Source organism: Fulvivirga sp. M361, assembly GCF_007097395.1.
Classification (GTDB): domain Bacteria; phylum Bacteroidota; class Bacteroidia; order Cytophagales; family Cyclobacteriaceae; genus Fulvivirga.
The window spans coordinates 189,201-213,150 of sequence record NZ_VKDC01000001.1; the positions used below are offsets into that span (position 1 = coordinate 189,201).

Genomic DNA, 23,950 nt, shown 5'->3' on the forward strand with positions numbered 1-23,950 from the left:
AGTGTCTTTGACCCGACTTCCCGGAATGGGCTATAGGTACCTTTCAAGTTTATATGACTTCATCAAAAAGGTTTATGCCCCATAACGAGGGAGATTTTTTTCTGTTTAAGTATATTTACGATTCCCCTCCAAGAAAATCCCGTTTAGGTCGATTACAACGACCAGCGATTATTGCCAAAAATTAACTATTATGACGTCTTTAAAAATTCCGGAAGAATTCAAAGACACACACGTTCAAGCCCGGGATATCTACAAGGATTGGTACCTTATACCACTGGAAATGATCCTTAACACAGGATCAATGATCCGATACGAATGTTGGTTGTATAAAAAAGATGGTACCATTTACAGAAACAAAGCCTATTTGCTAACCAGAGATCAATTTGAATTGTAAAAGTGTATACGTAGCCACCTTTTTCATTTATTCCAGGCACTACTGACAGCTTATCATAAAAATAATGCAACCATTTTGTTGCTCATTACGTTTTGTTTAAATTAGCAACCTATTAGTTGCGTATTATTTACTCAAACCCTATTACAACTATGAAAGATCTCATTAAAAAAGACCACACTTACGCTCACAGTATTGACCGTGTCTGGGCAGCCATAACAGATCCTGCTCAAATCACAGCTTGGTTTATCAAGGCCAACTTTAAGGCTGAAGTAGGTTATGACTACACCTTTCAACATGAACAAACTATTATCAAAGGGAAAGTGCTGGAGGTGTCACCTGTCACTAAACTGGTATATACCTGGAATGTGAGCGGAACAGGAGATGTGGAAACCACCGTAAGCTGGCAGTTGTCTCCGATACCTGAAGGCACACACCTGACCTTAGAACATTCCGGCATCAGTAACTACCCTGAAGAGGGACTGGCTACTACTATGTTCGATAACTTCTCAAAAGGTTGGATCAATTGTATCTCAGAACTTGAAAAATACCTCAAGGAAGTAGCACATGCCTGAGCAGGTTGACAGAATATTTAAAGCCATTGCTGACCCTACTCGCAGGGAGATTATCAACCTGCTGGTGGTTGCAGCTACTTCTCTGTCCATAACACAGATCACCGAAAAGTTTGACATCAGTCGTCAGGGCATAACCAAGCATATCAAATCGCTGGAGGATGCCGGGCTGATCAGTATCTCCAGCGAAGGTCGTGAAAAATATTGTTCAGCTACACCGATACAACTTAAAGTAGTTTATGACTGGCTCACCAGCTACGAACAGTTCTGGACAGATAAGCTCAACGACCTGGATGACTTCCTGAATAAAAAATATACTACGAATTAAAACACAACATAAATGAAAACTATAGCAACATTTCTTTTTACCGTATTGATCTCTTCCAGCGCTTTCAACACCCAAAATGGCAGCTTATCAGACGATGAACGCACCAAAGCCATTGACTATTTGAAAAATACTGAATCAGAACTTTATGAGGCAATAAAAGGGCTCACCTCCGAACAGCTTAACTACAAATCAAGTGAAGAAAACTGGTCGATCGCTGAATGTGTTGAACACATTGCCATATCTGAAAAGCTTATCTTCGGAATAGTAGAGAGCGCACTTCAGGCTACCCCTGCTAAAAAGGAAAACCCGGCCATGACCGATGAGCAGATCATGGGTTTTATAGTAGACCGAACGAACAAAGTAAAAACACGGCCAGAGTTTGAACCTAAAAAAAGCTTTGGATCCTATCAAGCCACGTTGAAAGAATATAAAAAACTGCGTAAGGAGCATATCAGCTTCATAAAAAGAACAAAAGAAGATCTGCGTGGTCATTATTATGAATTTCCCTTTGGCATGACGGATACCTACCAGGTGGTTTTATTCATGTCAGGGCATAGTATGCGACATGTGAACCAGATCAAAGAGATCAAGGCACAAGCTGATTTTCCATCCTAAACAAATGAGACGGTATCACAGGGACCAGTCTGTGTGCCGTCTTTACTTTATTGTTCGCCCTTCCCCTTCTGTCATTGTCCAAAATGCATCTTCAGGAACTTGTTGTGCACTGAGCGCTTTTTTTAAATCATCAATGGGCTGTTCTTCACCCTCATCTGCCAGCGCAAATGTGCCATAATGGATGCCGATGCTCTGCTGGGACTGCACATCTTTATGGATCATAACAGCCTCACGCGGTGACGTATGGATCGGCGACATAAACCACCTCGGCAGGTAAGCACCGATAGGGATCAGGGCCAGCCGAAAGGGCCCGGACCTTTGACCAATTTCAACAAACATTTTTGGGTTGTAACCTGTATCACCAGCAAAATAGACATTGCCCTGAGATCGCTTAATCACGTATCCGCACCATAATGTAGCATCCCGGTCTAACATTCCCCTGCCGGAAAAATGCTGCGCCGGCACGGATTGAATCTGAACATACTCGTTGACTTCATATTCTTGCCACCAATCCAGGTCATGCGTTTTTTCCAGGCCCAGCCTTTGCATATATTGCCCTACTCCCAGCGGAGAGATAAAAGTCGGCTTGTGGGCTTCTTGCAATCTTTTTACTGTAGCCACATCCAAATGATCATAGTGATTATGACTAATGATGACATAGTGAATAGGGGGTAGGTCTTCAAAGCGGATACCCGGCGGCCGCATACGTTTGGGACCTGCCCACTGAAATGGGCTTGTTCTCTTACTGTATACCGGGTCAGTAAGTATATTTATTCCATCCATCTGTAACAAAAAAGTCGAATGATTTATGAACGTCACCCGCAGTGAGTCTGACTCTTGAGGTGGTGGGTCACCATAGTTGTAAGCACTCCGGGTTTTCCACGAACCCCGGTTCCGGTTAAACGACCATTTAAGTACATCCCAAAAACCTTTGGCCTTAACTCCACCGGGAGTTTTAAACTGCCTTCCATTAAAGTGATAGGAAAGAACACCAGTATATTTTGGCGCCGATATATATACACCTACACCCAGACTGCAGAGAAGGAATGTAAAAACGATCATAATGGTCCAGAGCATAATTCTTTTAACGAGTTGCATGACTTTAATAATACCCGGAAGAAAGAAAATGTTCATTATCTTTCCCTCAAAGACAGCACGTACAAGCCAATCTTTTTTTTACAATTATAGTACTTTTGCCAGATGAGAAAACTGGCTAACGAAGAGCTGGACCGTAAATCCATTGACGAGTTCAAAGCAGCAGACAAAATCCCTGTAGTAGTGATACTGGATGATGTCAGAAGCCTTCATAATGTCGGGTCTACTTTTCGTACATGTGATGCCTTTCTTATCGAAAAGCTCTACCTGGCCGGAATCACCGGTTCACCTCCCCACAGGGAAATAAATAAAACGGCATTAGGATCCACCGAATCTGTCATTTGGGAACATGTCAGTCACATAACCGACCTGATCGTACAATTAAAAAAGGAAGGATATATCATCATCAGTGTAGAGCAGGTAGACAAAAGTACCCCCTTGAATGAGTTCCAGGTCGATAAATCCGTGAAGTATTGCCTCGTATTCGGGAATGAGGTATTCGGAGTCAATGAACAAGTTATAGCTGCTTCTGACCATAGCATTGAAATACCACAGGAAGGCACTAAACATTCGCTGAACATATCAGTGAGTCTTGGGATCGTTGTGTGGGAATTCTGGAATAAACTGGCCCCCTCCGTAGAAACAGGCTGATCATAACTGCCGCGATGTTTTATCCTTGCAACAGTTAAAATAAATAACCCATAACCTACCGAATAAAATATGAGGCTGGACAGGCTGCTTGCCTCTTTTGTCCCATCAACATCATCGTTTTGATCATTGCCAATATAATATCATCCTGCTTATCCGTCATTCATCGGGCCAATTTGGTATTGGTCGATACAGGCTTCATCATATTAAGTTGGCGGCCTACATTTACAGTCATAAAGCCAACTATAGACAACGAATTATCCTCCGGAGCCAGGTCTTCGGGGGATTTTTTGCTTTTAGGGGTTTCCAGGACATTATTATCATCCGATCATGATCAGACCAAAATTCAGGTTTGTATTGAAGCCCCTCAAATCACAAAACTCCGATCCTCTCAAGTTCGTGCTCCAGGTTCAGATCCCCGTTAAAATGAACGGTATGAAACCCTATTTTTTGGGCAGCGAGGATGTTTTCCAGATTGTCATCAATAAAAATGGAGTTCTCAGCTTTTAGCTTATAGCGATCAAGCAGAAGAAGATAAATTTCCTTATTTGGCTTAATCATTTTCTCTTCGCCTGAAACAACAATACCTTCAAGTTCTGAGAAAAAAGGAAATCTCTTGAGGGCTATGGGAAATGTTTCAGCCGACCAATTGGTGAGCCCGAAAAGTCTGTAACTTCTCTTCAATACAGGGATGAGCTTTGTATTTTCAACAATCTCATCTTTCAACATGACTTCCCAATCGTCATAAAAGCGTTGGATCATGGTTGCATGTTCTGGATGTATTTCCTGAAGTAATCTTGTCCCCTCGGCCAGTGAACGGCCGGCATCTTGCTGTATATTCCAATCATGTGTACAAACTTCCGAAAGAAAATATTCCAATGCTTCTTTATCTTCAAACAAACTATCGAATAAATACCTGGGATTCCAATCCACCAGCACTCCTCCAAAATCAAAAATGATGTTATCTATCTTCATCTTAGTACGGTTTTTCTGCACTTCCCATTAAATCTGCGGTATAATAAAAGCTGTGTATTCATACTATATAAAGCAAGTAAAATGTGGCTGTAAATTTATTTTATTTCTCACTACATTTTATCACAATAAATTGAATTTGTACTGTACTCATCTAACATGATAAAACTCACTTTTTTATTCTATTTTACTCGCTAATTTCGATATATAAAACTTATTGTCAATCAGCGTATTATGTATTTAAGAACAAAAAAAAGTGCTTATAAATGCCCTGTTAACGGCGGCGGTGTCGGCAGTTTTTCCCCGGGAACTTCTATAGCTACGCCTTATGGTACAGTAACTACCCCGGGTACATATTCATATTCACCTACTTATGGATCGTATAAATCATCTTCATGGGACAAATCCACCTGTTTTAGCACAATTTTAGACGCTAGAACCTGTTGAACATAAGAAAGATGAAGCGGTTCGGTTAGGTCCCTTTGAACGCATTAGAGTTTTCGAAAATGCCCTTGATCCTTCACCAGTAATTTCTACGGTTTTCAAATTCAAATAAGCCTTCTATTATTGCTACTATCATAAACGCAATGATCTGCTTCAATTCATAGAGTTTCCATTACAGTAAACTTAGAGTTGTGCATTTAGCTGCGAGCAGAGTAATCAACAAAGACAATCTTTAGATTATTTAGCACTTACAATGTAATTGGCCATACGGCCAGTCCTTGTTAAACGGTGTGTCCTTGATAGAAAAGGTTGAATTGTTCAAGTCGTGTTTAGGATTTTCTAGTGATAAGGCACAATCTTCTTTAAAAACACGATACATCTCATCAAAGATCCTGTTATCGGTCTTATAGTGAAATGGCGATCCACGTCGTAGTCTTAATATCATTGAGGGTCTTGTTGCCAACTTTTTCAATTCTAGACCTGATGTTTTAAACATATTCGCAGTATCTGATCCTGCTATCTATAGGGTTTGGTAAGCTGACACTAAGACCAGATAATTCCCCACCTGATTTTAATCATATTTTTTCAATACCGTGATTGCATTACATTTACCTTTAAATAGATCTATAAACTACTAAAACTATCATAGTTCAATTCGATTTTACACATTTTATCATTTCTCAAGATTTAAAAGTAAAATTAGACCAATCTCTACGACATGAGAGATTAGACAATTGAGGCGAAGATAAGATTGACTGTAAGTGGTTTAGGTTAACTATCGCCATATAGGAATTAATAACGGTAGGGTTAAATGTAATAACGGAAGAGAATCGAGGGATTAATGTTTTATTGAATTAGCTAAATCAGCACCTTAAAAACCAAACGTTCTTAACATGAAGCACTTTACATTTCTAATATTTTTAACGTTTCTTCTGATAAATGTATATGGCTTCCAGGAACAGCCAACATTCAATCTTCCATATCAAAATGTGACCCCACCTTCTCCTAGTGTGGTGTCTTTAGGAAAGTTTGTAGATCAACCTGTATCCCCATATACCGGAACACCTGAAATCAATATTCCCATATATGAGCTAAAGGCTGGCAGTATTTCTGTTCCTATTTCATTAAGCTATCATGCTTCAGGCATTAAAGTAGAAGATATCGCTTCCTGGGTAGGTGCCGGATGGGCACTAAATGCCGGGGGCATGATCACCCGAACCATTCGTGGGTTAGATGATGAACTACCAGATAGAGGATTTTTTAGCCAACGGGTATTTGATTTTATGGAAGGTATACCAGATTGTGCTGGAGATAATCCCGGTGACCAATCTCTCCCCGGGTATACAGAGGCTAATTATGCTGCAAGAGGAGGATTAGATCTCCAACCGGATTTATTTATTTATTCAACTCCTACTACTAAAGGGAAATTCGTATTTGATCGAAACAAAACTGTTCATTTGATTCCACAAAAAATGGTAAGTATTGATCACCCTTTTGATGTATCGTTTATTTACAATTTTCATTCACCATATCATTGGAAGTTAACTGACCCTGGCGGTATCGTGTATATTTTTGGTAGAGATGATGATGGGGGGACCTCTGTAGAAAGAGTAGAAGATAAGCCTCGTCCGGAAATTACCCCTCCACATGATGAACAACCAATACCTCATTTGAGAGCTCAGTCCACCTGGCACTTATTGAAAATGATTTCACCTAATGGAGAAGATTATATTAAGTTTTACTACACCACAGATAGTTTGGAGTATACAAGGTATGCAAGTCAAATACATTACAGTCCTATTAGTGCCCCACCGGGTGTCCCGGTTCCTAATGGCTATAATTTGGATTTGGAGGAGACCGTGGTGAGTAGACGCTTAACGAGAATCACCACTAGTCGTGGAGATGAGATTGTTTTTAATGCGTCTTCAGAGGGGAGGTCAGATATCATAGGAGGACATCAATTAGATGAAGTGGTCATTAGAACAAAAAGTATTGAGCTCAAACGAATCAAATTTACTTACGATGATACTTCGAACAGGCTGTTGTTAAAAAGTATTTATCCTGTAGGTGATGAAGGAGGGGCATTGCCAGGGCATATTTTTGAATATAATGGCAACACTTTCCCACTCCGGTCAAGTAAAGCACAAGACCATTGGGGGTTTTACAATGGACACAATGGAAATCGAAGCCTCATTCCTTCACCTGATGGTATACTATTTGGAAACCTATATGGAAACAGAAATAGTTCTCTTACATACGCACAAAAAGGTACACTTAACAAAATAACCTACCCAACCGGAGGATTCACAAGGTTTGAATACGAGCTAAATACTTACTCCAATTTTACGCCGGAGCAACATGTAAAACCTGATAATGCCAGTGTAAGAGTTGAGCCGCAAGAAGGGACTAACGTTCAAAAAACATTCAGAATTTGGGAAACTACCGTTGATGTAACTCCAGATTTTACTATACCGTGTACGGATGAAACTTGTTGGGTACGCTTAACCGGGCCAAACGGTTATTTGAAATTGTTTGAAAGTGATGACTATCCTAATGTATTTCAATTAGAGCCCGGAGAATACACACTGGCATGGCAAACAGGGCATGTAGGTGAATTTGGACCGGGAGGGTTCATTGAATTAAGTTATTTTGATTATGATGAGGATGAGGACCGCTTTTATACTATAGATACCAAACAAGGTGGCGGCTTACGGATAAAGAAAGTTTGGAATTCAGAGGGTATAACGAAATCCTTTTTTTACAATCAGCCAGGCTCTCATTTATCCAGCGGTAGAATTATGGCAGAGCCTAAATATGACTATTTAGTTAAATCAAACAATGGTGTCCATCCTGCACTTCTTCCTGGCACCATCCTTTCTGCTTATACTTGTAGATCTGCTGATGATGAATTAAAGAAAGAAGGGACTTTACTTGCTCAAACGTCAAGAAGTCAGGTTTCATTAGGGCAAACCCAGGGAGCCTATGTAGGCTATGATACAGTTACTGTGGTTCAGGGAGATGTTGATGACTATTTTGCTATAGAAGAGGGAGACCTAAATGGTAAAACGGTATATACCTATACAAACACTATAGATGGAATAACGCTTGATTTTCCATTTGTCCCTAATATATCCAATGCCTATAAGAATGGTTTTCCACTTACTGTATCTGACTTTAAGTACGAGAACGATGAATGGGTAAAGGTCAGCGAAAAATTCAATACTTACAGTGACTTCTATTTGGATTTCCCAAGCACATTAATCAGGGGCGAAGCAGTGGGGGCGACTATTCTAACGGGTTGTATTGGCTGTCCTAACAAAGAGTTTGTGGAGAATATTTTTTATGAGCTCTCGGAAGTTTTTATGCTTAAAAGTAGCGTTCAAAGAACTTATGATCAGAACAATCCCGCTAAATACATAGAAAAAAGTACTTCCTATACTTACAATCAAAATTATCAGATCTCAACCATTACCGAATCAATAGGAAGTAAACTAAGATGGACCGACGATACAGATAGCGAAGAGTATGAATGGGATGTGACCAATGGCACCTTAAAAAAGACCTTCAAATATTTGGAAACGGACCACAGGTACAACGAACCCGTTGAACAATATACTTATGTAAGGCCTTCTAATACGTTAACCGGTGGCTTTAAAGTTGATTATGACAGCTATGATGGCTTACTACTACCTTCGGTTTATTACAAATCTGAATTCACGCATAATACTACGGTTGAAAGTAGGGAAAATGATTATACTCCTGAAACACGATTTTACAGGTACGATAACAAGGGCAATGTCTTAGAGTTTTCCAAGGAAGGAGATGTTCATACCTGTTATATCTGGGGTTACGATCAAACCTACCCGGTGGCGCAGGTTGTCAACGCTACTTATGCGGATATAGAAGCCCTGCCTGGTTTTGGTAGCAATTTTAATTTAGGATCGGGCACCTTGTCACCAACTCAGGAAGAAACGCTCAGAAATAGCCTCCCAAATGCACAGGTCACCACCTATACTTACGACCGCGGGAAGGGTGTCTCTTCTATCATTGACCCCAATGGACAGAAGGTCGAATACATTTATGATGAATTTGGCAGGCTAAAGCATGTAGAAGATCATGATGGTAATGTAATCAATGCCTACAACTATCATTATAAACGTCAATCGAATTCTGAACAATAAAGACAAAAAAATGAATAGGATTTTGTCAAAAATGATGCGTATCTCTTTGCTCATATTTATGAGTATCTATTGTTATGGTCAAACTGACGTAGAAATAAAGGGTTCAACGAATGTCGATACAAATAATAACAGGAGCTATAACATAGAAGATTGGCTGGTAGTGGCAGGAATTCCTGAGGATGAGATTGAAGCATATGACTGGAGCGTATCCGGTTCATCCGCAGGGTATCAAATCATCCATGGAAATGAGACTTACGTTTCAATAAAGTGGATCAATCCAGGTACTTATACTATTTACTATGAGGGTGAAACGGAGTATACCACCTTCGAAGGACAATTATCGGTTAGGGTCAATGCCGTATCGAGCCCTTCTGATCTGGAAATAGAAGGGCTAACGATTGTTAATGTAAATAATACCAAGACCTATGATATCGAAGATTGGTTGGAAGATAGGCACATTGATCAAAATGACATTGAAACGTATGATTGGAGTGTATCCGGTTCATCCGGGGCACGCCAAATACTCTCTGAAAATGAAGCTTATGTTCAAATAAAATGGAAGGCTTCAGGAACATATACCATTTACTACGAGGGTGAAACGGATGATGATGACTTTGAAGGGGAGTTAACAGTAATAGTCACAGGTGCAAGTGCTAATAACCTGGAAATAGAGGGGCCAACGACAGTTGTGGCAAACAATATCAGGAGCTATGACATAGAAGATTGGCTGGATGATGAGCAAATTGACGAAGGTGATATTGAGGAATATTATTGGAGTGTACCCGGTTCATCCGGGGCACGTCAAATCCTTTCTGGAAATGAAACTTATGTTCAAATAAAATGGATCACTCCCGGAGTATATACCATTTACTACGAGGGTGAAACCGAATATACTGACTTTGCAGGACAATTGGCAGTAACGGTCAATGCTGGACAAGGCGCTTCAAATCCTCCCTCCCCGGAACTGATAACTAATGGAATATGCGGAGAACAGGCCAGTCTTAAACGAGTGGGCAGTCCACTCCCGGGAGTGACCTGGTATTGGCAAGGAAAAAACCCTAATGGAACGAGTACTTCTTTAGGTTCTGGTGAATATTATGAGCCAAATACATCAACTGGTTCAGGCTACTATTATATCCGGGCTAGAAATAATAGTAGTGGAATTTGGAGTAATGGCTCAGGCAGATCTCCTTATGTAACTATTTCCGGTGAATTAGACCTTGCTCCAGACGAGGATATCTTTTTATCTACTAGTAGTGGTAGTAGCACTTATTGTGATCCAGGCGCTGAGATGGTACTTAGCATGGATTACCCCGGAAGCGTGCCTGATAACACGTTGTTCAAGTTATATAAAGATGGTAATTACGTAGCGGAAAGGCTCAAGGTAAATAACAGTAGTTCAGAATTAGAGTTTAACTATCCGGGTACCACAGATGCATATAAAGGAACCACAGGGGTGTATACAGTCACTGCTAATAAGGATGGCTGTTCTGTACTATTGAACACGAGTACAACGATCACCGGCCTTACGTCCGTTGTAGGAGTAGTAAACTTTTCAGCCGGAGAGACAACCAGATGCCAGGGGGCAGGTACGACAGATTACAATGCTGAAGCGCTAAATGCGACTAGCTATTACTGGCAAATTGACCCATCTGAGGCAGGGGGTATCAATTCTTCATCAGGATTAGTCACCTGGAATGCGAATTTTTACGGTACTGCAACCATAACAGTGACTGCCAATGGGTGTTCATCTCCTAAAGCCGCAAGCCTTACTGTAACTGTTAGTGAATGGGCCACGGATAGTGAAAACCATATTATAGCATGGACATTTAAGCGAGCCGGGATGGATCTAGAAAATATACCTGATGATCAAAAAAAGGTTAATAGAAAAATAGATTACTTCGATGGGTTAGGAAGGCCTATACAGACCATTATGTGGCGGGCATCTCCCGATGGAAAGAGTATCATCCAGCCAATAGATTATGATGAATTTGGAAGGGTTGAATATAACTACCTGCCCTATGTAAACGGAACCACAGGTTTATATGAAAATACTTTTAAAGGTGTACGAGATTTGGAATATGAAAGTAGTCCCCAATTTAATTTTTATAATGAAACAGAAGGAATTGCCAGTGATGAAGCCCCTTATAGCCAAAATATCTTTGAGCCTTCTCATTTGGATAGAACCTTTAAACAAGGCGCCCCTGGCTCTGCCTGGCAGCCCATTCCTGACCAAACTGTGACCACTGATAAAGTGATCCATTACAGTTATGAAGTTAACACTGAGGCTGATAAGATATTCCTTTTTGGGATAATCTTGGCCACTGATGATTTAATATTAGATGATGACTATTTTTCCGATGGTGAACTTACCAAAACCGTGACCACTAATGAAGAAGGCCATGCGGTGGTAGAGTTTGTAGATAAACTAGGGAAGACGGTACTGAAACGTGTCCAGGTAGCTGTGAACCCAAATATGGCCACCTATACCTCCGGAGAATGGGCAGACACCTACTATGTCTATGATGACTTCGGGGATTTGAGGTATGTGCTGCCCCCTGAAGCCATTAAAGAAATACAAACCTTAACCCTGTCATTTCCATACACTCCAAGCCCTACACTCCTTGCCAGGTGGGCTTTCCAATATAAGTACGATGGCCGCAGGCGGATGGTAGAAAAGAAAGTACCTGGGGCCGAACCGATAAAGATGATCTATGATGATAGAGATCGGTTAGTATTGACACAGGATGGTGCACAACGGAACAACAACAAGTGGCTATTCACTAAATATGACGTGTTAAACAGACCCATCATGACAGGAGAAAAAGTGATCCCCACCTCTGAAGCTACCTTACGAGATCTGTTAGATGGATCTGACTGGCTGCAAAATTATGCAGCTTACGAAACGCTGGGAGGAGATAAATTTGGCTATACCTCCAATAGTCTTCCAAAAAATATCACCACGGATGAGATACTCACCGTCACCTACTATGACGATTACACCTTTCCCCATGCTCCCACCTATCCTTTTGTACCTGAGCTAGGACATATTGCTACCTTTGATCGTGTAAAGGGTCAGGTCACAGGTACTAAGGTCAAAACTTTGGATGGCAGCAATACCTGGCTGGAAGGAGTAACCTATTATGATGATAGATACAGAGTTATTCAAAGTCAAACCCAAACCTTACTAGGTGGCGTAGACAGGGTCTCAAACCGGTATGATTTTGTAGGAAATGTTTTACAGACTAAAACTACACATACCAAGGTGAGTGCAGGTGCAGAAACAGTGAATTGGGTTAGCCTGGTTAATATGACTGATAATGGCGGTCTACTTACCAAAGATGCTGTAGGCTATTCATGGAATGCCGGTGCATCCTCTCTACAAACAATCGCACAAAATTCTGACGGTTCCATCACATTCTCCCCTATAGCTGACAACACCAAACGCATGATTGGTTTATCTACAACGGATGCAGATGGTAATTGGAATACCATAGGTTTTGCTTTTTACCTCTTACAGGACGGTACCTATCAAATCAGAGAAAGCGGATCTTTAAATAGACTCACAACTTCCTTCCCGTATGCCATAGGAGACAATTTTAAGATAGAGCGTGATAGCAGCGAAATTAAATACTATCATAATACTACTTTAATGCGAACGATAGCGGCACCTGGCAGTGCATTGCTAGTCGATATTTCAGTACATACGCCTGGTTATACATTGGAATCAGTTAATATTACAAACCATGAGACAATCACAGCCGAAGAAAGTACACTCACAAAAACCTTTGATTATGACCATGTAGACAGGTTAATCAATACCTGGCACCAAATCAATGATGAGCCTACGGTATTACTGGCCCACAGCGTCTACAACGAGGTAGGCGAACTTATTGAAAAAAACCTTCACTCCGAAGATCAAGGGGCTACATTTGCACAGAGCATGGACTATAGATATAATATACGCGGCTGGCTCACCTCCATCAATGATGCTACATTGAATGGTGGCCTGCCACACAACGATGATACCGGGCAGCCGAGAGACTACTTCGGGATGAACTTTGGATATAATGAAGACATCGGGATCGGTAATCAACCTCGGTACAACGGGGACGTGTCCGGGATCAAGTGGAGCACTGATCTGGGCTTGGCCGATATTGATCAACGGGCGAACACGTACACTTACGATGTGATGAACCGCTTGAAATCCACAAATCATAAATACCAGCTCGGTACCTGGCAAAACTCAATCGCTCACAGCGTGAGCAACATTAATTATAATTTAAATGGGTCACCTACTGAAGTGATCCGAAAAGATCTGCTTGGCCAGGATTTAGATCGTTTGTCATATGTGTATGAAGGCAACCAGCCGGTGAACATTACGGATGCCGGGGACATTGAAGGAGGCTTTAAAGATGGGAATATCCATGCGAGTACCGGGATCAACGATTATAGTTTCGATGACAATGGAAATTTGAAAAAAGACGAAAACAAAGACATCATCCGCTACAGCTACAACCACTTGAATTTGCCGGACAGCATCATCTTAACAAACAATCGCCTGGTGAAATTTATTTACGATGCCTATGGGATCAAACTAGCCCAACTGAACTACGAAAATGGGGCGTTGGTGAAACGCAGGGACTACATTGGGGAGTTTTTCTATGAAAATGATACGCTGCGCTACATCAGCCATGAGGAAGGCCGTGTAGTGATGGAAACCGAGGGTTCAGCTACCTACGAGTACACCATTAATGATCGGTTACAAAACGGCTGGCTAAGTTTTACCACGAAAACCGATACCTGGGTGTTTGAGGCCTCCATGGAAAGTGAGGATGCCGGGGATGAAGAAGCGCTTTTCAGTAATGTTCAGGAAACGCGAGCCACGTTCAGCAGCGCGAACCACACCCCCGGAGGCAACGAAGTGGCCGAGTTAAAAAGCAGTCAACCGATTGGGCCTGCGTTAAGCTTACATGTGTTCCCAGGCGATACGATTAGCATGGAAGTCTATGCCTATTACGAGGGCGGCAATAGCTACAGCAGTGCGGCTGCTTTAGGTACCTTCATCGGAGCCGTGGCCGGAGCCTTTGGGGGCGTGAATGGTGGCACAGAAGCCGGGCAACAAGCGACCTTTGACGCGTTTGACAATGCCCTGGGTACATTAGGCTTCGGGGGCACCATCAGTGACACTATACCAGCAGCCTACCTGAACTACATCCTGTTTGACAAACATTTGAACTACAAAGCTTCGGGTTTTACTCAAATCAGCAGCGCAGCCAATATGAACCATGAACGCCTGGCCTTTGAGGATCTGATCATGAAACACGAAGGTTTGCTCTACATCTATGCTTCGCATGAATCGCAGAACGGCCGGACGTTCTTTGATGATATGAAAGTGACCTATGCCGAGGGGCCGATTGTGGGCACCAACACGTTCTTCCCCAATGGCGGGCAGATAGATGCGCTCAGCTTCCAACGGCCGAGTTCACCTGTCAACCGGTTTAAATACATCGATCGCGAGTTAGTGGATGATTATGGTGTGGAGTTGTACGATCACTTGGCGCGGTTCTATGATCCCTGGTGGACGGTGGGCTATACTAGTGTAGATCCATTGGCGGATGCCTTTGAGAGCTGGACGCCTTATCATTATGCTCACAGTAACCCGATGCGCTATATCGACAAAACGGGGATGAGTTCTGAAGATGCTTCCGATGGCTGTGAAGGTGATCCGGATTGTGAGAAGAAGCAGCAGGAAGAACAGAAAGCTCAATTAGAGAAACTACTTCAAGAAGCCAAAGAGAATGGTAATCTGATTACCATATATACTGCACAGGACGGAGTAAATCAGGATGCCCTGAGTGATGCGAAGATTAAATTATTTGGTGAATCGGCAAAAAGAAAGGAAAAGTCTCCGGGTGAGATATTTTTTAACCTATTATCAAAAGGCAATGATATTACTCAGCTTGGTTATGAACTTTCTACAACTGATTTTCAATATCGTAATTTTGGCGTTAAGAAAGCAACTGGAAAAATTGGAAACATTCTCTCACTTTACAATATTGCTGATGCAGCGATCGATGGGAAATATGATATGGCGGCATTAGAAGCTGCAAAATGGGGCTTTAGTCGTACTCCACATGGGGGTTCTTTACTACTTCTAGGAGAGGCTTTTGCTGAAATCGGCAAGTCTAAAATGCCGGAAGTTGCACAGGATTTATTAATTAGTTCACAAGCAAATTATATAAAAGCAGTCCAACTAGATAGACGAGGATTAAGTAAATTATCCAAAACTTATATGGAACGAGCGATACAGCAAGAACAATCCGCCCGGAAAATAATGAATAATTTGTTGAAACAGAATACGAGGAAATAAATGAATCAGTCAGTAGTACGCTTATTTATTTTGATATTGAATATCTCAATAATCGGTTGCTCCAAAGTGGATCAAAAAAAAGAAGTGGCAGTAAGTATGTCGTTTGAAGACTTAAAGATTAAAGCAGATAAATATTATCAAGCTGATGATTACGAAAATGCCCTCAAATTATATACTGATTTGATCTATCAAGATTCATCTGTTGGAGAATTTTGGTATCGTAGAGGTTATAGTTTAGCACAATTGAATTATCATGAAACATCGGTGCCAGATTACTTAAAATCCATTGAATTAGATTATAGAAGGTATGACTCGTATTATACTTTGGGCCTTTATCATGCCACGATTTTGAGAAACGATTCTCTAGCTCATTATTACCTCAACAAGGCGTTAGAATTGAAGCCAAGTTCGTCAGAAGTGAATGACATATTAAAAACATTGTCGAACTCTGATGAAGTCAATATATAGTAAGCTCTTTTATTTTATTTATATCCTTTTAAAGTCGATTGATGGTGGTGGCTTTCCCTATCAGTCAACTGAAACCAGGACATTTACCACAGTTTTAATCCTCTCAGTACTTGAGCTACTTAATGTAATGACCTTCTTTCCAAACAAGATAGTTGGAGATCAGATCATTGTACCTGCAATCTTAATTTCATTAGTGAATTTTGCTTTGTTTTATATTAATAAGAACTATGCTAAGATCGTTTTGGCTTATCAGGATAGGCCTTTAAGCTCTACAGCAAAGATGTTGGCTTTTGGATATATTATTATAACAATTATTGCTTTTGCCTGGACAAGGTGAGGGTCTATTAACTTACATAATGGCTTCTATCTAAATGATCAAAAAAGTTGGAGAGTGGATTAGACTCAATGAAGAAGGTGATACAATCAAAGTATAAAATTATTGACTACAAATATTCAACCAATGGTCTATGGCACACGAAAGGAAGCTGAAAAAGCCCTGAAGGAAAAATTGGAACGGGGTTGGAAAAAGTCGCGGTTGAAAATTCTGAAGTATTGATGTAACAGCCAACTTATAACACTAATCAACCAAAGACTAAATTACTTCCTGTAGAGTTTAAGGATGAGGAATTACCGAAAATTAAACCTTACTATAAGTATGAACTGGCTGAGATGTACAACGTCTGCACCAAAACCTTCTCTGCCTGTATCCATATGTATCTGGATGATCTCAAACAATTTGGTTATACCAAGCTGCTCTGTCCGGAGATTGTGAGGTTTTTGTCTGAAAGGTTGGGGAAGCCTTAAGGGTGGACAAAAAACAAAACTTTAAAGTCAAGTATTCTAAAACGACCATGTAAGGTGGGTACCTGATAAAATGTGTAATTTGACATTTTTAATTATCTTCTACACAGCCCACTCCCTGATTGGTGGCGATGACATAATGTCTCTGTGCTAGCAAGAGACTGATCGGTTCCAGTTTTGTTCAACTACCATTTTGACCCCACTACCCTCAAAACTTTAACACCTCTTTAAGCACCTGATACCCGGAACGGCTCACAGGTATTTTCTTCCCATCTTTTAACATTGCCAGATAGCTGTCTTTTGTGTAGGCTTCTATTTTGTCGATCTGTTCCACTGCTATGATGTAGGACCGGTGTACCCGCACAAACCTATGGGTGGGTAAGGAAGATTCCAGGTATTTCATACGAACCTGCTTCAGGTATTTTTTACCCTCACTGTAGATAGCCACATAGTCATCCTGGGCTTCAAAATATTCAATTTGATCTACTCCGAGAATAACGATCTTGCTACCGGTACGGATGACGATTCGATCCAGCTGGTCCGTCGTTTCCCGATGTGATTCTACCAGACCATTGACTGGTGAGAGCTCGTTGTTATCTGATCCTATTTTCAACCTGGCCTTTTTTAGCGCCTCATTAAAACGGATCTGTGAATAAGGTTTAAGGAGATAGTCGGCAGCATTTTTCTCAAATGCTCTAATCGCAAACTCATCGTAAGCCGTACTGAAAATAATGGCGGGTGGGTCCTCCAGGAGTTCCAGTAGTTCAAACCCGGTAAGTTTAGGCATTTGTATGTCCAGAAAAAGCAGGTCCGGCTTGTGCTCATGAATATACTTCACTCCTTCGAAGCCATTAGCACATTCACCGGTTACCTGAAGGTCTGCATGCTCTTTCAAATATGCTTTGACCACATCCCGGGCCAATTTCTCATCGTCGATAATTAAAACTTTGATCATAAAATGAGCTATAAACTACGAAACATTATCCGAAGCATCCATGAGATATTCATTTTGAGGGATCAACAGATGCACAGCAAAATTTGTTTTATCCTTTTCTATTGTCACCAGGTCAGGTATTCCGTAAATCAATTCCAGTCTGTTCCGCACATTTTTCAGCCCGATACCTTTTCCCTTTTGAGGTATGGCCCTGCAATCATAATTATTGATCACACTCACATGCAAATTACCGGAACCACAATGGCATTCTATCCTCATGGAGACACCATCCAGTTGTTCATACACCCCATATTTAATGGCATTTTCATATAAAGGTTGCAAGATCATATTGGGTAACGTCATCTGCATGCACTTATCGTCTATATCAGTAGATATCTCGAGTCGTTCTCCAAACCTTACTTTTTCAATATCCAGGTATAACTCCATACGTTCCAACTCCTGGCTAACTGTAAGTAACTCCTCATTATTTTTACCTAATGATGACCGTAAAAATTCGGATAACTTAATGACCATTTCACGTGCTTTTTCCGGCTCCGTGATCGTTAATGAGCTTATAGAATTCAAACTGTTGAATATAAAATGTGGATTGATCTGAAATTTAAGCATGTCAAGCTCAGACTGCTTCAAAAGTGATTGCAGCTCCAGTTCTTCCGCTTCCTTTTGTCGTAGGTTTTGATTGTATTTAAGCAGGTAATAGATCATAACGATCACAGCCAGTATCAAGGAGCCTATTAATATGCGCCAGGGGAGTGTGTTCAAGAGAAACTCATGATATTCCACCCCTTTCGTCAAAATATTGTCCAGAAGACCGTAGCTACCATAGCTGAAGAGAGCGACAGAAATCAACACTGCCAGACTGAGATTGAGGATCAGTGTAGTAATTCCACCATCATCTTTAGGCGACAGGTATTGCACGATATACCAAAAGCCTAACCCCAGGCCAATGAGCGGAATGTTATGCACTGCGCTGTCGGTAAGGGATACCATGAGATTAAAATCGAAACCTATATACAAAAAAGCAGTGTAAGCAGCTATGATCGCTGCCCACACTGTCAGGTAGATGAATAATATTTTACCGGAGAAAGGATGCTTCACTTATCGGCTAAATTTAACTTCACCTCCACCAAACATTACGAAACCTTTTACTATTAATACTTTGTCAGGGTTGGGCACCACCTGAACACTTGATTTACGTTTATCGGTAAATCCTCCCAGGATGGAAAACACTTCTACACGCACGGACCAATCTGCCGGCACACGAATTTCAGTTCCCCCGAACATTACGAATACGTCCAGTTCATTAACGCCTTCTGCAAGCTGGGCATTGGTGAGGCTTATCTCCGACCCTCCAAATAAGGCCGTTATCTTACCTCCTTTGAAGTTTTGCGAATCGACCACTCGTTCTCTCCCTCCGAAGATCGCAAAGTCATCTATGTAGTCCAGGTCATTTTTTTTTTCAGCATCCCATTTAGACTTCTTATTACGTCTTAATATCAGCGAAACACCAATAACGATGATAACAACCGGCCAGAAGACCCGTAAGATATCCCGGAAATCAAAATAATAGAATTCTTCCAGCAGAAAGACCCCGCCAATAGCGATCATAATGATACCCGGCTCCGGTTTCTTCCGTCCAAAAATAAAGTAAGTACCCAGCGCGATCAGAAAGGTTTTCCAGTTAAAGAGGTAACGTGAATAGTAGTATGGAATAATGTCCAGGTTATCCAACAACCATACAGACCCTATCAGTATGAATAAACCTCCTAACCAGATCCTTTTGTCGCTTGTATGATTTTCTCCCATGATATTTTGTGTTTTTGTTATTCAATTTTACTGCAGATCAACATGATTCGTTACAGGTTATCGGTAAACACCGGACCGACATCGGGGAATGACGAAAAATTTCAGGTCAGGAGATTCACGATGATAAAATTAAACCGTTATTTGCAGTTCATTGAATGTATGTAAAGCCCGGGAAACACTGTTTTTATGATACACAAGATCATACAGGTGATATTATTCTTACTATTCCTATCCTTTGCCGCCTTACAGTACAATGATCCGGACCCATATGGTTGGATAGCCATCTATGGTAGCATAGCCATAGCATTTTTGTTAAGTGCTCTGGGCAAATACCGAAAAGAAATAGTTGCCGGTATTATGTTACTGGTTTTGGGGGCAGCACTCTGGCATCTTCCCGGGTTCATTACTTATTTATATTCTCCTGACAAGGAAGCGCTGTTTGGAGAAATGACCCATGACCGTCCTTACGTAGAAACCACAAGAGAATTTCTTGGACTCATGATCGGTGGAGTAGCTTTACTTTACCTGCTACGGAGCGGCAGATAACTACCTTTCCCGTAATACATTCCAAATAGCATAGTCTCCAAGTTAGCATCTTACTAAGTTGTTCTTCCCTTCTCCGACGTTTTCCAACTTCCGGGTTAAATAAAGTGTCAATAGGATATGGTATTTAACAAAAAACAAATGAAAAAGACCTTTTTATATGTTTTGGCTCTGATAGCCTTTTCATGTGACGACGACGATGCGGGGTCAACCAAACTGACCCGGTCTGCCCTGGCCATGGTACACTATTCGGGAGCGATAGCTGCCGATGGCTGTGGTTGGCTTCTTGCTATGGATTCGGTATCCTACAAACCGACGAACCTTCCTGAAATTTTTGAGAACGATGGATTATTCATAGTATCGACGTTTAACATACTTTCAGAACGAGAAGCTTGCGGATTAAATCAGAACGGTCCTCAACGCGTAAATATCCAAAAGCTACCCAATGATAATACGGTAGAAGTTTTCTGGGACCAGACACAATGTGCCGATCCCTGGAATACCGATAAAGGAATAGGGTCGGATAAAGGCACTGCCGAAGCACTGGCTGATTACCTGGCCGAACGCAATATTGATGTCTTCAGCATCAACTTTGTAGACTATGCAGATGGCAAAGCATTCTGTGCTGCCTGCTCCTGTCATAGCGGCAAACGTATTTACGTAAGAATTTTTGCCGATGACCTGGATAAAGCCACCGATCTGGGATTTATCGCCAGCGCCTGTACCACCCGAAATCCTATGGAAAATGTGAGTTGGTTAAACGAACTACAAGGTCAGTTACTGGCTTCCACGCAACCGGCAGGAACGCGCATTACACAATACCAATACAATGAAGAATGTGTTTTCCTGGTCGACCTGTGCTACCAATGCGAGGACGGCTTACAAACGGTATATAATTACCAAAAAGAAAAGATCTGCGAATTCGGAGGTATTGCCGGTATAAATACTTGCCCGGACTTTTTCGAACAGGCTACCGGCGAGCTTGTGATCTGGGATAATGTAACTACCGAAAACCTTCAGGGAAAGTGGCATATGCTCAGTCATGAATGTTGCTTACTCAGCCAGGAAAGCTTTAGCAGAGATCAGATCGTTTGGGAATTCCTGCCTGACGGCACAGTGAAAGTGGCTATCAACATAGCGTTGCCTGAGAACAGTCCATTGCCAATTACCACTGACGGTAACTTTGATTATGTAACCAATACCGGAAAGCTTACAGTGAACAAGATGACCTACGATCTAAGGTTTGAATCAGGTGTGTTGGTACTTTCTGATTCCCCTGAATCAGACGGCCCCATCATTCGGTTTGTGAAGTGATTTTCTGAATAAAATGATCTTGAATACAGACTTAAACTATACACAAGTCTCCATTTTATGAACGGCCATTAAGATCTTAACTACGAAGGAGTCAAAAAACATTATGAATGACTTTCATTCACCAATGTAATTGCTCCCATAACTGACTCCTTTGTAGTTATTTACTCAATTTAAAGTTCGCTAAAACTCCTGAAAAACTCCCCTTGTCCCTAAGCTTCTACCTAAGCTCTTTTTTACGCATAATTCCAGTGCTAATCTCTGGTAAATACGACATAAACAGCAATCTATTTTTTAACTTTGCGCTGCAAAAAAACACGCATTAAAAGCCAATTAAAAATGGATTACAGAATAGAAAAAGATACCATGGGTGAGGTGCACGTACCAGCAGACAAATACTGGGGTGCGCAAACAGAAAGATCAAGAAATAACTTCAAAATAGGTGAAGCTGCCAGCATGCCGCTGGAAGTAGTTTATGGCTTTGCTTACCTTAAAAAGGCCGCCGCCCACACCAACTGTGAGCTGGGGGTACTTTCAGAAGAAAAAAGAGATCTTATTTCGCAGGTTTGTGATGAGATCCTTGATGGTAAACTAGATGATCAGTTCCCATTAGTGGTATGGCAAACAGGTTCTGGTACACAATCCAATATGAATGTCAATGAAGTAGTATCAAACCGATCACACGTACTGGAAGGCAATGTACTGGGCGAAGGGAAATGTCTGATCCACCCTAATGACGATGTTAACAAATCGCAGTCTTCTAATGATACCTATCCCACCGGCATGCACATCGCCTGCTATAAAATGGTTTTAGAAACGACCATCCCGGGTGTCGAAAAATTAAGAGATACACTGAAGGCAAAGTCTAAGGCTTTCATGAATGTAGTGAAGATAGGCCGCACACACCTCATGGACGCCACACCTCTCACATTAGGTCAGGAATTTTCAGGATATGTTTCACAGCTGGATCATGGATTAAAGGCATTGAAAAACACGCTGGACCATTTAAGTGAACTTGCCCTTGGTGGTACAGCAGTAGGTACAGGCATCAACACACCTGAGGGTTATTCAGAGCTGGTAGCTCAAAAGATTGCAGAATTCAGTAAACTTCCATTTAAAAGTGCTGAAAACAAATTCGAAGCCCTGGCAGCTCATGATGCCATAGTAGAATCGCATGGCGCCCTTAAACAACTCGCTGTTTCGCTCAACAAAATAGGCAATGACATCCGTTTACTTGCTTCAGGACCCAGAGCAGGCATTGGTGAAATCAATATCCCGGCTAACGAACCAGGCTCATCTATTATGCCCGGCAAGGTGAATCCTACACAATGCGAAGCGCTTACCATGGTTTGTGCTCAGGTTATGGGTAATGACGTATCCATCACGGTGGGAGGTGCCCAGGGGCACTATGAACTCAATGTATTTAAGCCTGTAATGGCATATAACTTCCTGCAGTCCGCTCGTTTGATAGGTGATGCATGTGTTTCTTTCAACGACCATTGCGCTATAGGCATCGAACCAAACCACAACAACCTGGAAGCCAACCTGAACAAAAGCTTAATGCTGGTAACAGCCCTTAATCCGCATATAGGCTACGAAAAAGCGGCTAAGATCGCCAAGGCAGCGCATGAAAATGGTACCACGCTCAAAGAAGAAACTTTAAAATCAGGTTTTTTGACTGAAAGCCAGTTTGAAAAATGGGTAGTACCCGGAGATATGGTAGGTAGCTTAAAAAGCTAATCTTTTCATTTATTTGATTATATTAACTATATTTCAGCAATTTATATTCTTTAATAATACAATAATGAAAAAATTAACTCCGGTATTGAGTATTCTTTTAGTGGCTTTATTCTCGTTTAATTCTTACGGGCAACTGTCAAAGCAGGAAAAGAAAGAGTGGAAAAAGAAAGCCAAAGAATACGCTAAAAATCCAGAGTCCTTGAAAACTCTGATCGAAGAAAGTGAAGCATTGCAGGGCCAGGTAAGTAGTCTTAGAGCTGAGAGCACTCAATTAAAATCTCGGATGAATGATAAAGACGCTAAGGTTAGTGAGCTGCAAGATGACCTGGCCAAGCTTAGGAGCGACCTGTCTACTGCCAGAAAGCAATTAAGAGATGCAAAAGCAGCGCCTTCTACTCCTTCCGCTCCATCTTCAGGGCCTATGATAGACGGAGTTGTATTCAAGGTTCAGATAGGGGCATTCAGGAATAAAGATCTTTCCAAATACTTTGAGAACAATGAAAACTTTGGAGGAGAAGATAGTGGCGATCTTCAAAAAATTACACTCGGGCAATTCAGGGACTACTGGGAAGCAGATACCTTTAAAAAGTATTTAAGGGAGATGGGTGTGAAGGACGCCTGGATCGTACCTTACAAAGATGGTACACGTGTGCCCATCAAAGATGTTTTGGAAGGGGTCACCGCGGAAGAAACAGTTGATTCCGAATAAC

18 protein-coding genes are annotated in these 23,950 nt (G+C 41.4%); 13 read left to right on the top strand and 5 right to left on the bottom strand.

Translation table 11 applies throughout. The features are described from left to right. Nucleotides 1-190 precede the first annotated feature (190 nt). From FNH22_RS00765 to FNH22_RS00780, 4 genes are all read left to right on the top strand, one after another. Nucleotides 191-394: a hypothetical protein gene (locus FNH22_RS00765; protein WP_143396378.1), complete on the top strand. Its 204-nt coding sequence runs from the start codon at nt 191-193 to the stop codon at nt 392-394. A 149-nt stretch (nt 395-543) separates the two neighbouring features. Next, nucleotides 544-966, top strand: coding sequence for an SRPBCC domain-containing protein (locus FNH22_RS00770; protein ID WP_143396379.1), 423 nt, complete (start codon nt 544-546; stop codon nt 964-966). Further along, nucleotides 959-1,291, top strand: a complete 333-nt coding sequence (locus FNH22_RS00775; RefSeq protein ID WP_143396380.1) for a helix-turn-helix transcriptional regulator — start codon at nt 959-961, stop codon at nt 1,289-1,291. Before FNH22_RS00770 ends, FNH22_RS00775 begins: the two co-directional genes overlap by 8 nt. Before the next feature lie 12 nt (nt 1,292-1,303). Then, complete coding sequence (locus FNH22_RS00780; RefSeq protein ID WP_143396381.1) at nt 1,304-1,906, top strand: DinB family protein; 603 nt, start codon at nt 1,304-1,306, stop codon at nt 1,904-1,906. A gap of 42 nt (nt 1,907-1,948) precedes the next feature. Here the strand turns inward: FNH22_RS00780 and FNH22_RS00785 are convergent, their stop codons facing one another. Next, the gene (locus FNH22_RS00785; protein ID WP_255517947.1) at nt 1,949-3,004 is read right to left on the bottom strand and encodes an MBL fold metallo-hydrolase; all 1,056 of its coding nucleotides are present in this window, start codon (nt 3,002-3,004) and stop codon (nt 1,949-1,951) included. A gap of 102 nt (nt 3,005-3,106) precedes the next feature. Between FNH22_RS00785 and FNH22_RS00790 the strand changes: the two genes are divergently transcribed. Further along, a complete protein-coding gene (locus FNH22_RS00790; RefSeq protein ID WP_143396382.1) occupies nt 3,107-3,652 on the top strand; it encodes an RNA methyltransferase in 546 nt (181 codons plus the stop codon). Between the two features lie 369 nt (nt 3,653-4,021). On the opposite strand, the gene FNH22_RS00795 is transcribed toward FNH22_RS00790, so the two are convergent. Next, complete coding sequence (locus FNH22_RS00795) at nt 4,022-4,624, bottom strand: HAD family phosphatase (RefSeq protein WP_143396383.1); 603 nt, start codon at nt 4,622-4,624, stop codon at nt 4,022-4,024. Between the two features lie 1,334 nt (nt 4,625-5,958). On the opposite strand from FNH22_RS00795, the gene FNH22_RS00800 reads away from it, so the two are divergent. From FNH22_RS00800 to FNH22_RS00815, 4 genes are read left to right on the top strand one after another with little or no spacing between them, the layout of a single operon-like run. Continuing rightward, nucleotides 5,959-9,246, top strand: coding sequence for a hypothetical protein (locus tag FNH22_RS00800; protein ID WP_143396384.1), 3,288 nt, complete (start codon nt 5,959-5,961; stop codon nt 9,244-9,246). 10 nt (nt 9,247-9,256) lie between these two features. Continuing rightward, a complete protein-coding gene (locus FNH22_RS00805; RefSeq protein WP_143396385.1) occupies nt 9,257-15,619 on the top strand; it encodes a DUF6443 domain-containing protein in 6,363 nt (2,120 codons plus the stop codon). Further along, nucleotides 15,620-16,087 carry a hypothetical protein gene (locus FNH22_RS00810; RefSeq protein WP_143396386.1) on the top strand — a complete coding sequence of 156 codons (468 nt, stop codon included), beginning with the start codon at nt 15,620-15,622 and terminating at the stop codon, nt 16,085-16,087. Next, on the top strand, nt 16,071-16,424 hold the full coding sequence (locus tag FNH22_RS00815) for a hypothetical protein (RefSeq protein ID WP_143396387.1): 354 nt from the start codon (nt 16,071-16,073) through the stop codon (nt 16,422-16,424). The genes FNH22_RS00810 and FNH22_RS00815 overlap by 17 nt, the downstream gene beginning before the upstream one ends. Nucleotides 16,425-17,096: 672 nt before the next feature. Here the strand turns inward: FNH22_RS00815 and FNH22_RS00820 are convergent. Genes FNH22_RS00820 through FNH22_RS00830 form a run of 3 tightly spaced genes read right to left on the bottom strand, consistent with a single transcriptional unit; the run spans nt 17,097 to nt 19,646 of the window. Further along, entirely contained in the window at nt 17,097-17,843 is a 747-nt protein-coding gene (locus FNH22_RS00820) for a LytTR family DNA-binding domain-containing protein (RefSeq protein ID WP_143396388.1), read from the bottom strand. 15 nt (nt 17,844-17,858) lie between these two features. Beyond that, the gene (locus FNH22_RS00825) at nt 17,859-18,938 is read right to left on the bottom strand and encodes a sensor histidine kinase (RefSeq protein ID WP_143396389.1); all 1,080 of its coding nucleotides are present in this window, start codon (nt 18,936-18,938) and stop codon (nt 17,859-17,861) included. Continuing rightward, nucleotides 18,939-19,646 carry a LiaI-LiaF-like domain-containing protein gene (locus FNH22_RS00830; protein ID WP_143396390.1) on the bottom strand — a complete coding sequence of 236 codons (708 nt, stop codon included), beginning with the start codon at nt 19,644-19,646 and terminating at the stop codon, nt 18,939-18,941. A 186-nt stretch (nt 19,647-19,832) separates the two neighbouring features. On the opposite strand from FNH22_RS00830, the gene FNH22_RS00835 reads away from it, so the two are divergent. The 4 genes from FNH22_RS00835 (at nt 19,833) to FNH22_RS00850 (ending at nt 23,949) form a co-directional block, all read left to right on the top strand. Further along, nucleotides 19,833-20,192 (top strand): transmembrane 220 family protein, encoded by a 360-nt coding sequence (locus FNH22_RS00835; RefSeq protein ID WP_143396391.1) that lies wholly within the window; start codon nt 19,833-19,835, stop codon nt 20,190-20,192. A 138-nt stretch (nt 20,193-20,330) separates the two neighbouring features. Beyond that, the gene (locus FNH22_RS00840; protein WP_143396392.1) at nt 20,331-21,503 is read left to right on the top strand and encodes a hypothetical protein; all 1,173 of its coding nucleotides are present in this window, start codon (nt 20,331-20,333) and stop codon (nt 21,501-21,503) included. A gap of 336 nt (nt 21,504-21,839) precedes the next feature. Beyond that, complete coding sequence (fumC, locus tag FNH22_RS00845) at nt 21,840-23,240, top strand: class II fumarate hydratase (protein ID WP_143396393.1); 1,401 nt, start codon at nt 21,840-21,842, stop codon at nt 23,238-23,240. Between the two features lie 64 nt (nt 23,241-23,304). Beyond that, a complete protein-coding gene (locus tag FNH22_RS00850; RefSeq protein WP_143396394.1) occupies nt 23,305-23,949 on the top strand; it encodes an Ezrin/radixin/moesin family protein in 645 nt (214 codons plus the stop codon). Nucleotide 23,950: the final 1 nt, after the last annotated feature.

Coding starts and splice junctions, on each gene's coding strand:
- FNH22_RS00820 (WP_143396388.1), bottom strand. CDS start 17,843: ATGATCAAAGTTTTAATTATCGACGATGAGAAATTGGCCCGGGATGTG.
- FNH22_RS00805 (WP_143396385.1), top strand. CDS start 9,257: ATGAATAGGATTTTGTCAAAAATGATGCGTATCTCTTTGCTCATATTT.
- FNH22_RS00785 (WP_255517947.1), bottom strand. CDS start 3,004: ATGCAACTCGTTAAAAGAATTATGCTCTGGACCATTATGATCGTTTTT.
- FNH22_RS00840 (WP_143396392.1), top strand. CDS start 20,331: ATGAAAAAGACCTTTTTATATGTTTTGGCTCTGATAGCCTTTTCATGT.
- FNH22_RS00800 (WP_143396384.1), top strand. CDS start 5,959: ATGAAGCACTTTACATTTCTAATATTTTTAACGTTTCTTCTGATAAAT.
- FNH22_RS00815 (WP_143396387.1), top strand. CDS start 16,071: ATGAAGTCAATATATAGTAAGCTCTTTTATTTTATTTATATCCTTTTA.
- fumC (WP_143396393.1), top strand. CDS start 21,840: ATGGATTACAGAATAGAAAAAGATACCATGGGTGAGGTGCACGTACCA.
- FNH22_RS00775 (WP_143396380.1), top strand. CDS start 959: ATGCCTGAGCAGGTTGACAGAATATTTAAAGCCATTGCTGACCCTACT.
- FNH22_RS00790 (WP_143396382.1), top strand. CDS start 3,107: ATGAGAAAACTGGCTAACGAAGAGCTGGACCGTAAATCCATTGACGAG.
- FNH22_RS00850 (WP_143396394.1), top strand. CDS start 23,305: ATGAAAAAATTAACTCCGGTATTGAGTATTCTTTTAGTGGCTTTATTC.
- FNH22_RS00810 (WP_143396386.1), top strand. CDS start 15,620: ATGAATCAGTCAGTAGTACGCTTATTTATTTTGATATTGAATATCTCA.
- FNH22_RS00835 (WP_143396391.1), top strand. CDS start 19,833: ATGATACACAAGATCATACAGGTGATATTATTCTTACTATTCCTATCC.
- FNH22_RS00765 (WP_143396378.1), top strand. CDS start 191: ATGACGTCTTTAAAAATTCCGGAAGAATTCAAAGACACACACGTTCAA.
- FNH22_RS00770 (WP_143396379.1), top strand. CDS start 544: ATGAAAGATCTCATTAAAAAAGACCACACTTACGCTCACAGTATTGAC.
- FNH22_RS00830 (WP_143396390.1), bottom strand. CDS start 19,646: ATGGGAGAAAATCATACAAGCGACAAAAGGATCTGGTTAGGAGGTTTA.
- FNH22_RS00780 (WP_143396381.1), top strand. CDS start 1,304: ATGAAAACTATAGCAACATTTCTTTTTACCGTATTGATCTCTTCCAGC.
- FNH22_RS00795 (WP_143396383.1), bottom strand. CDS start 4,624: ATGAAGATAGATAACATCATTTTTGATTTTGGAGGAGTGCTGGTGGAT.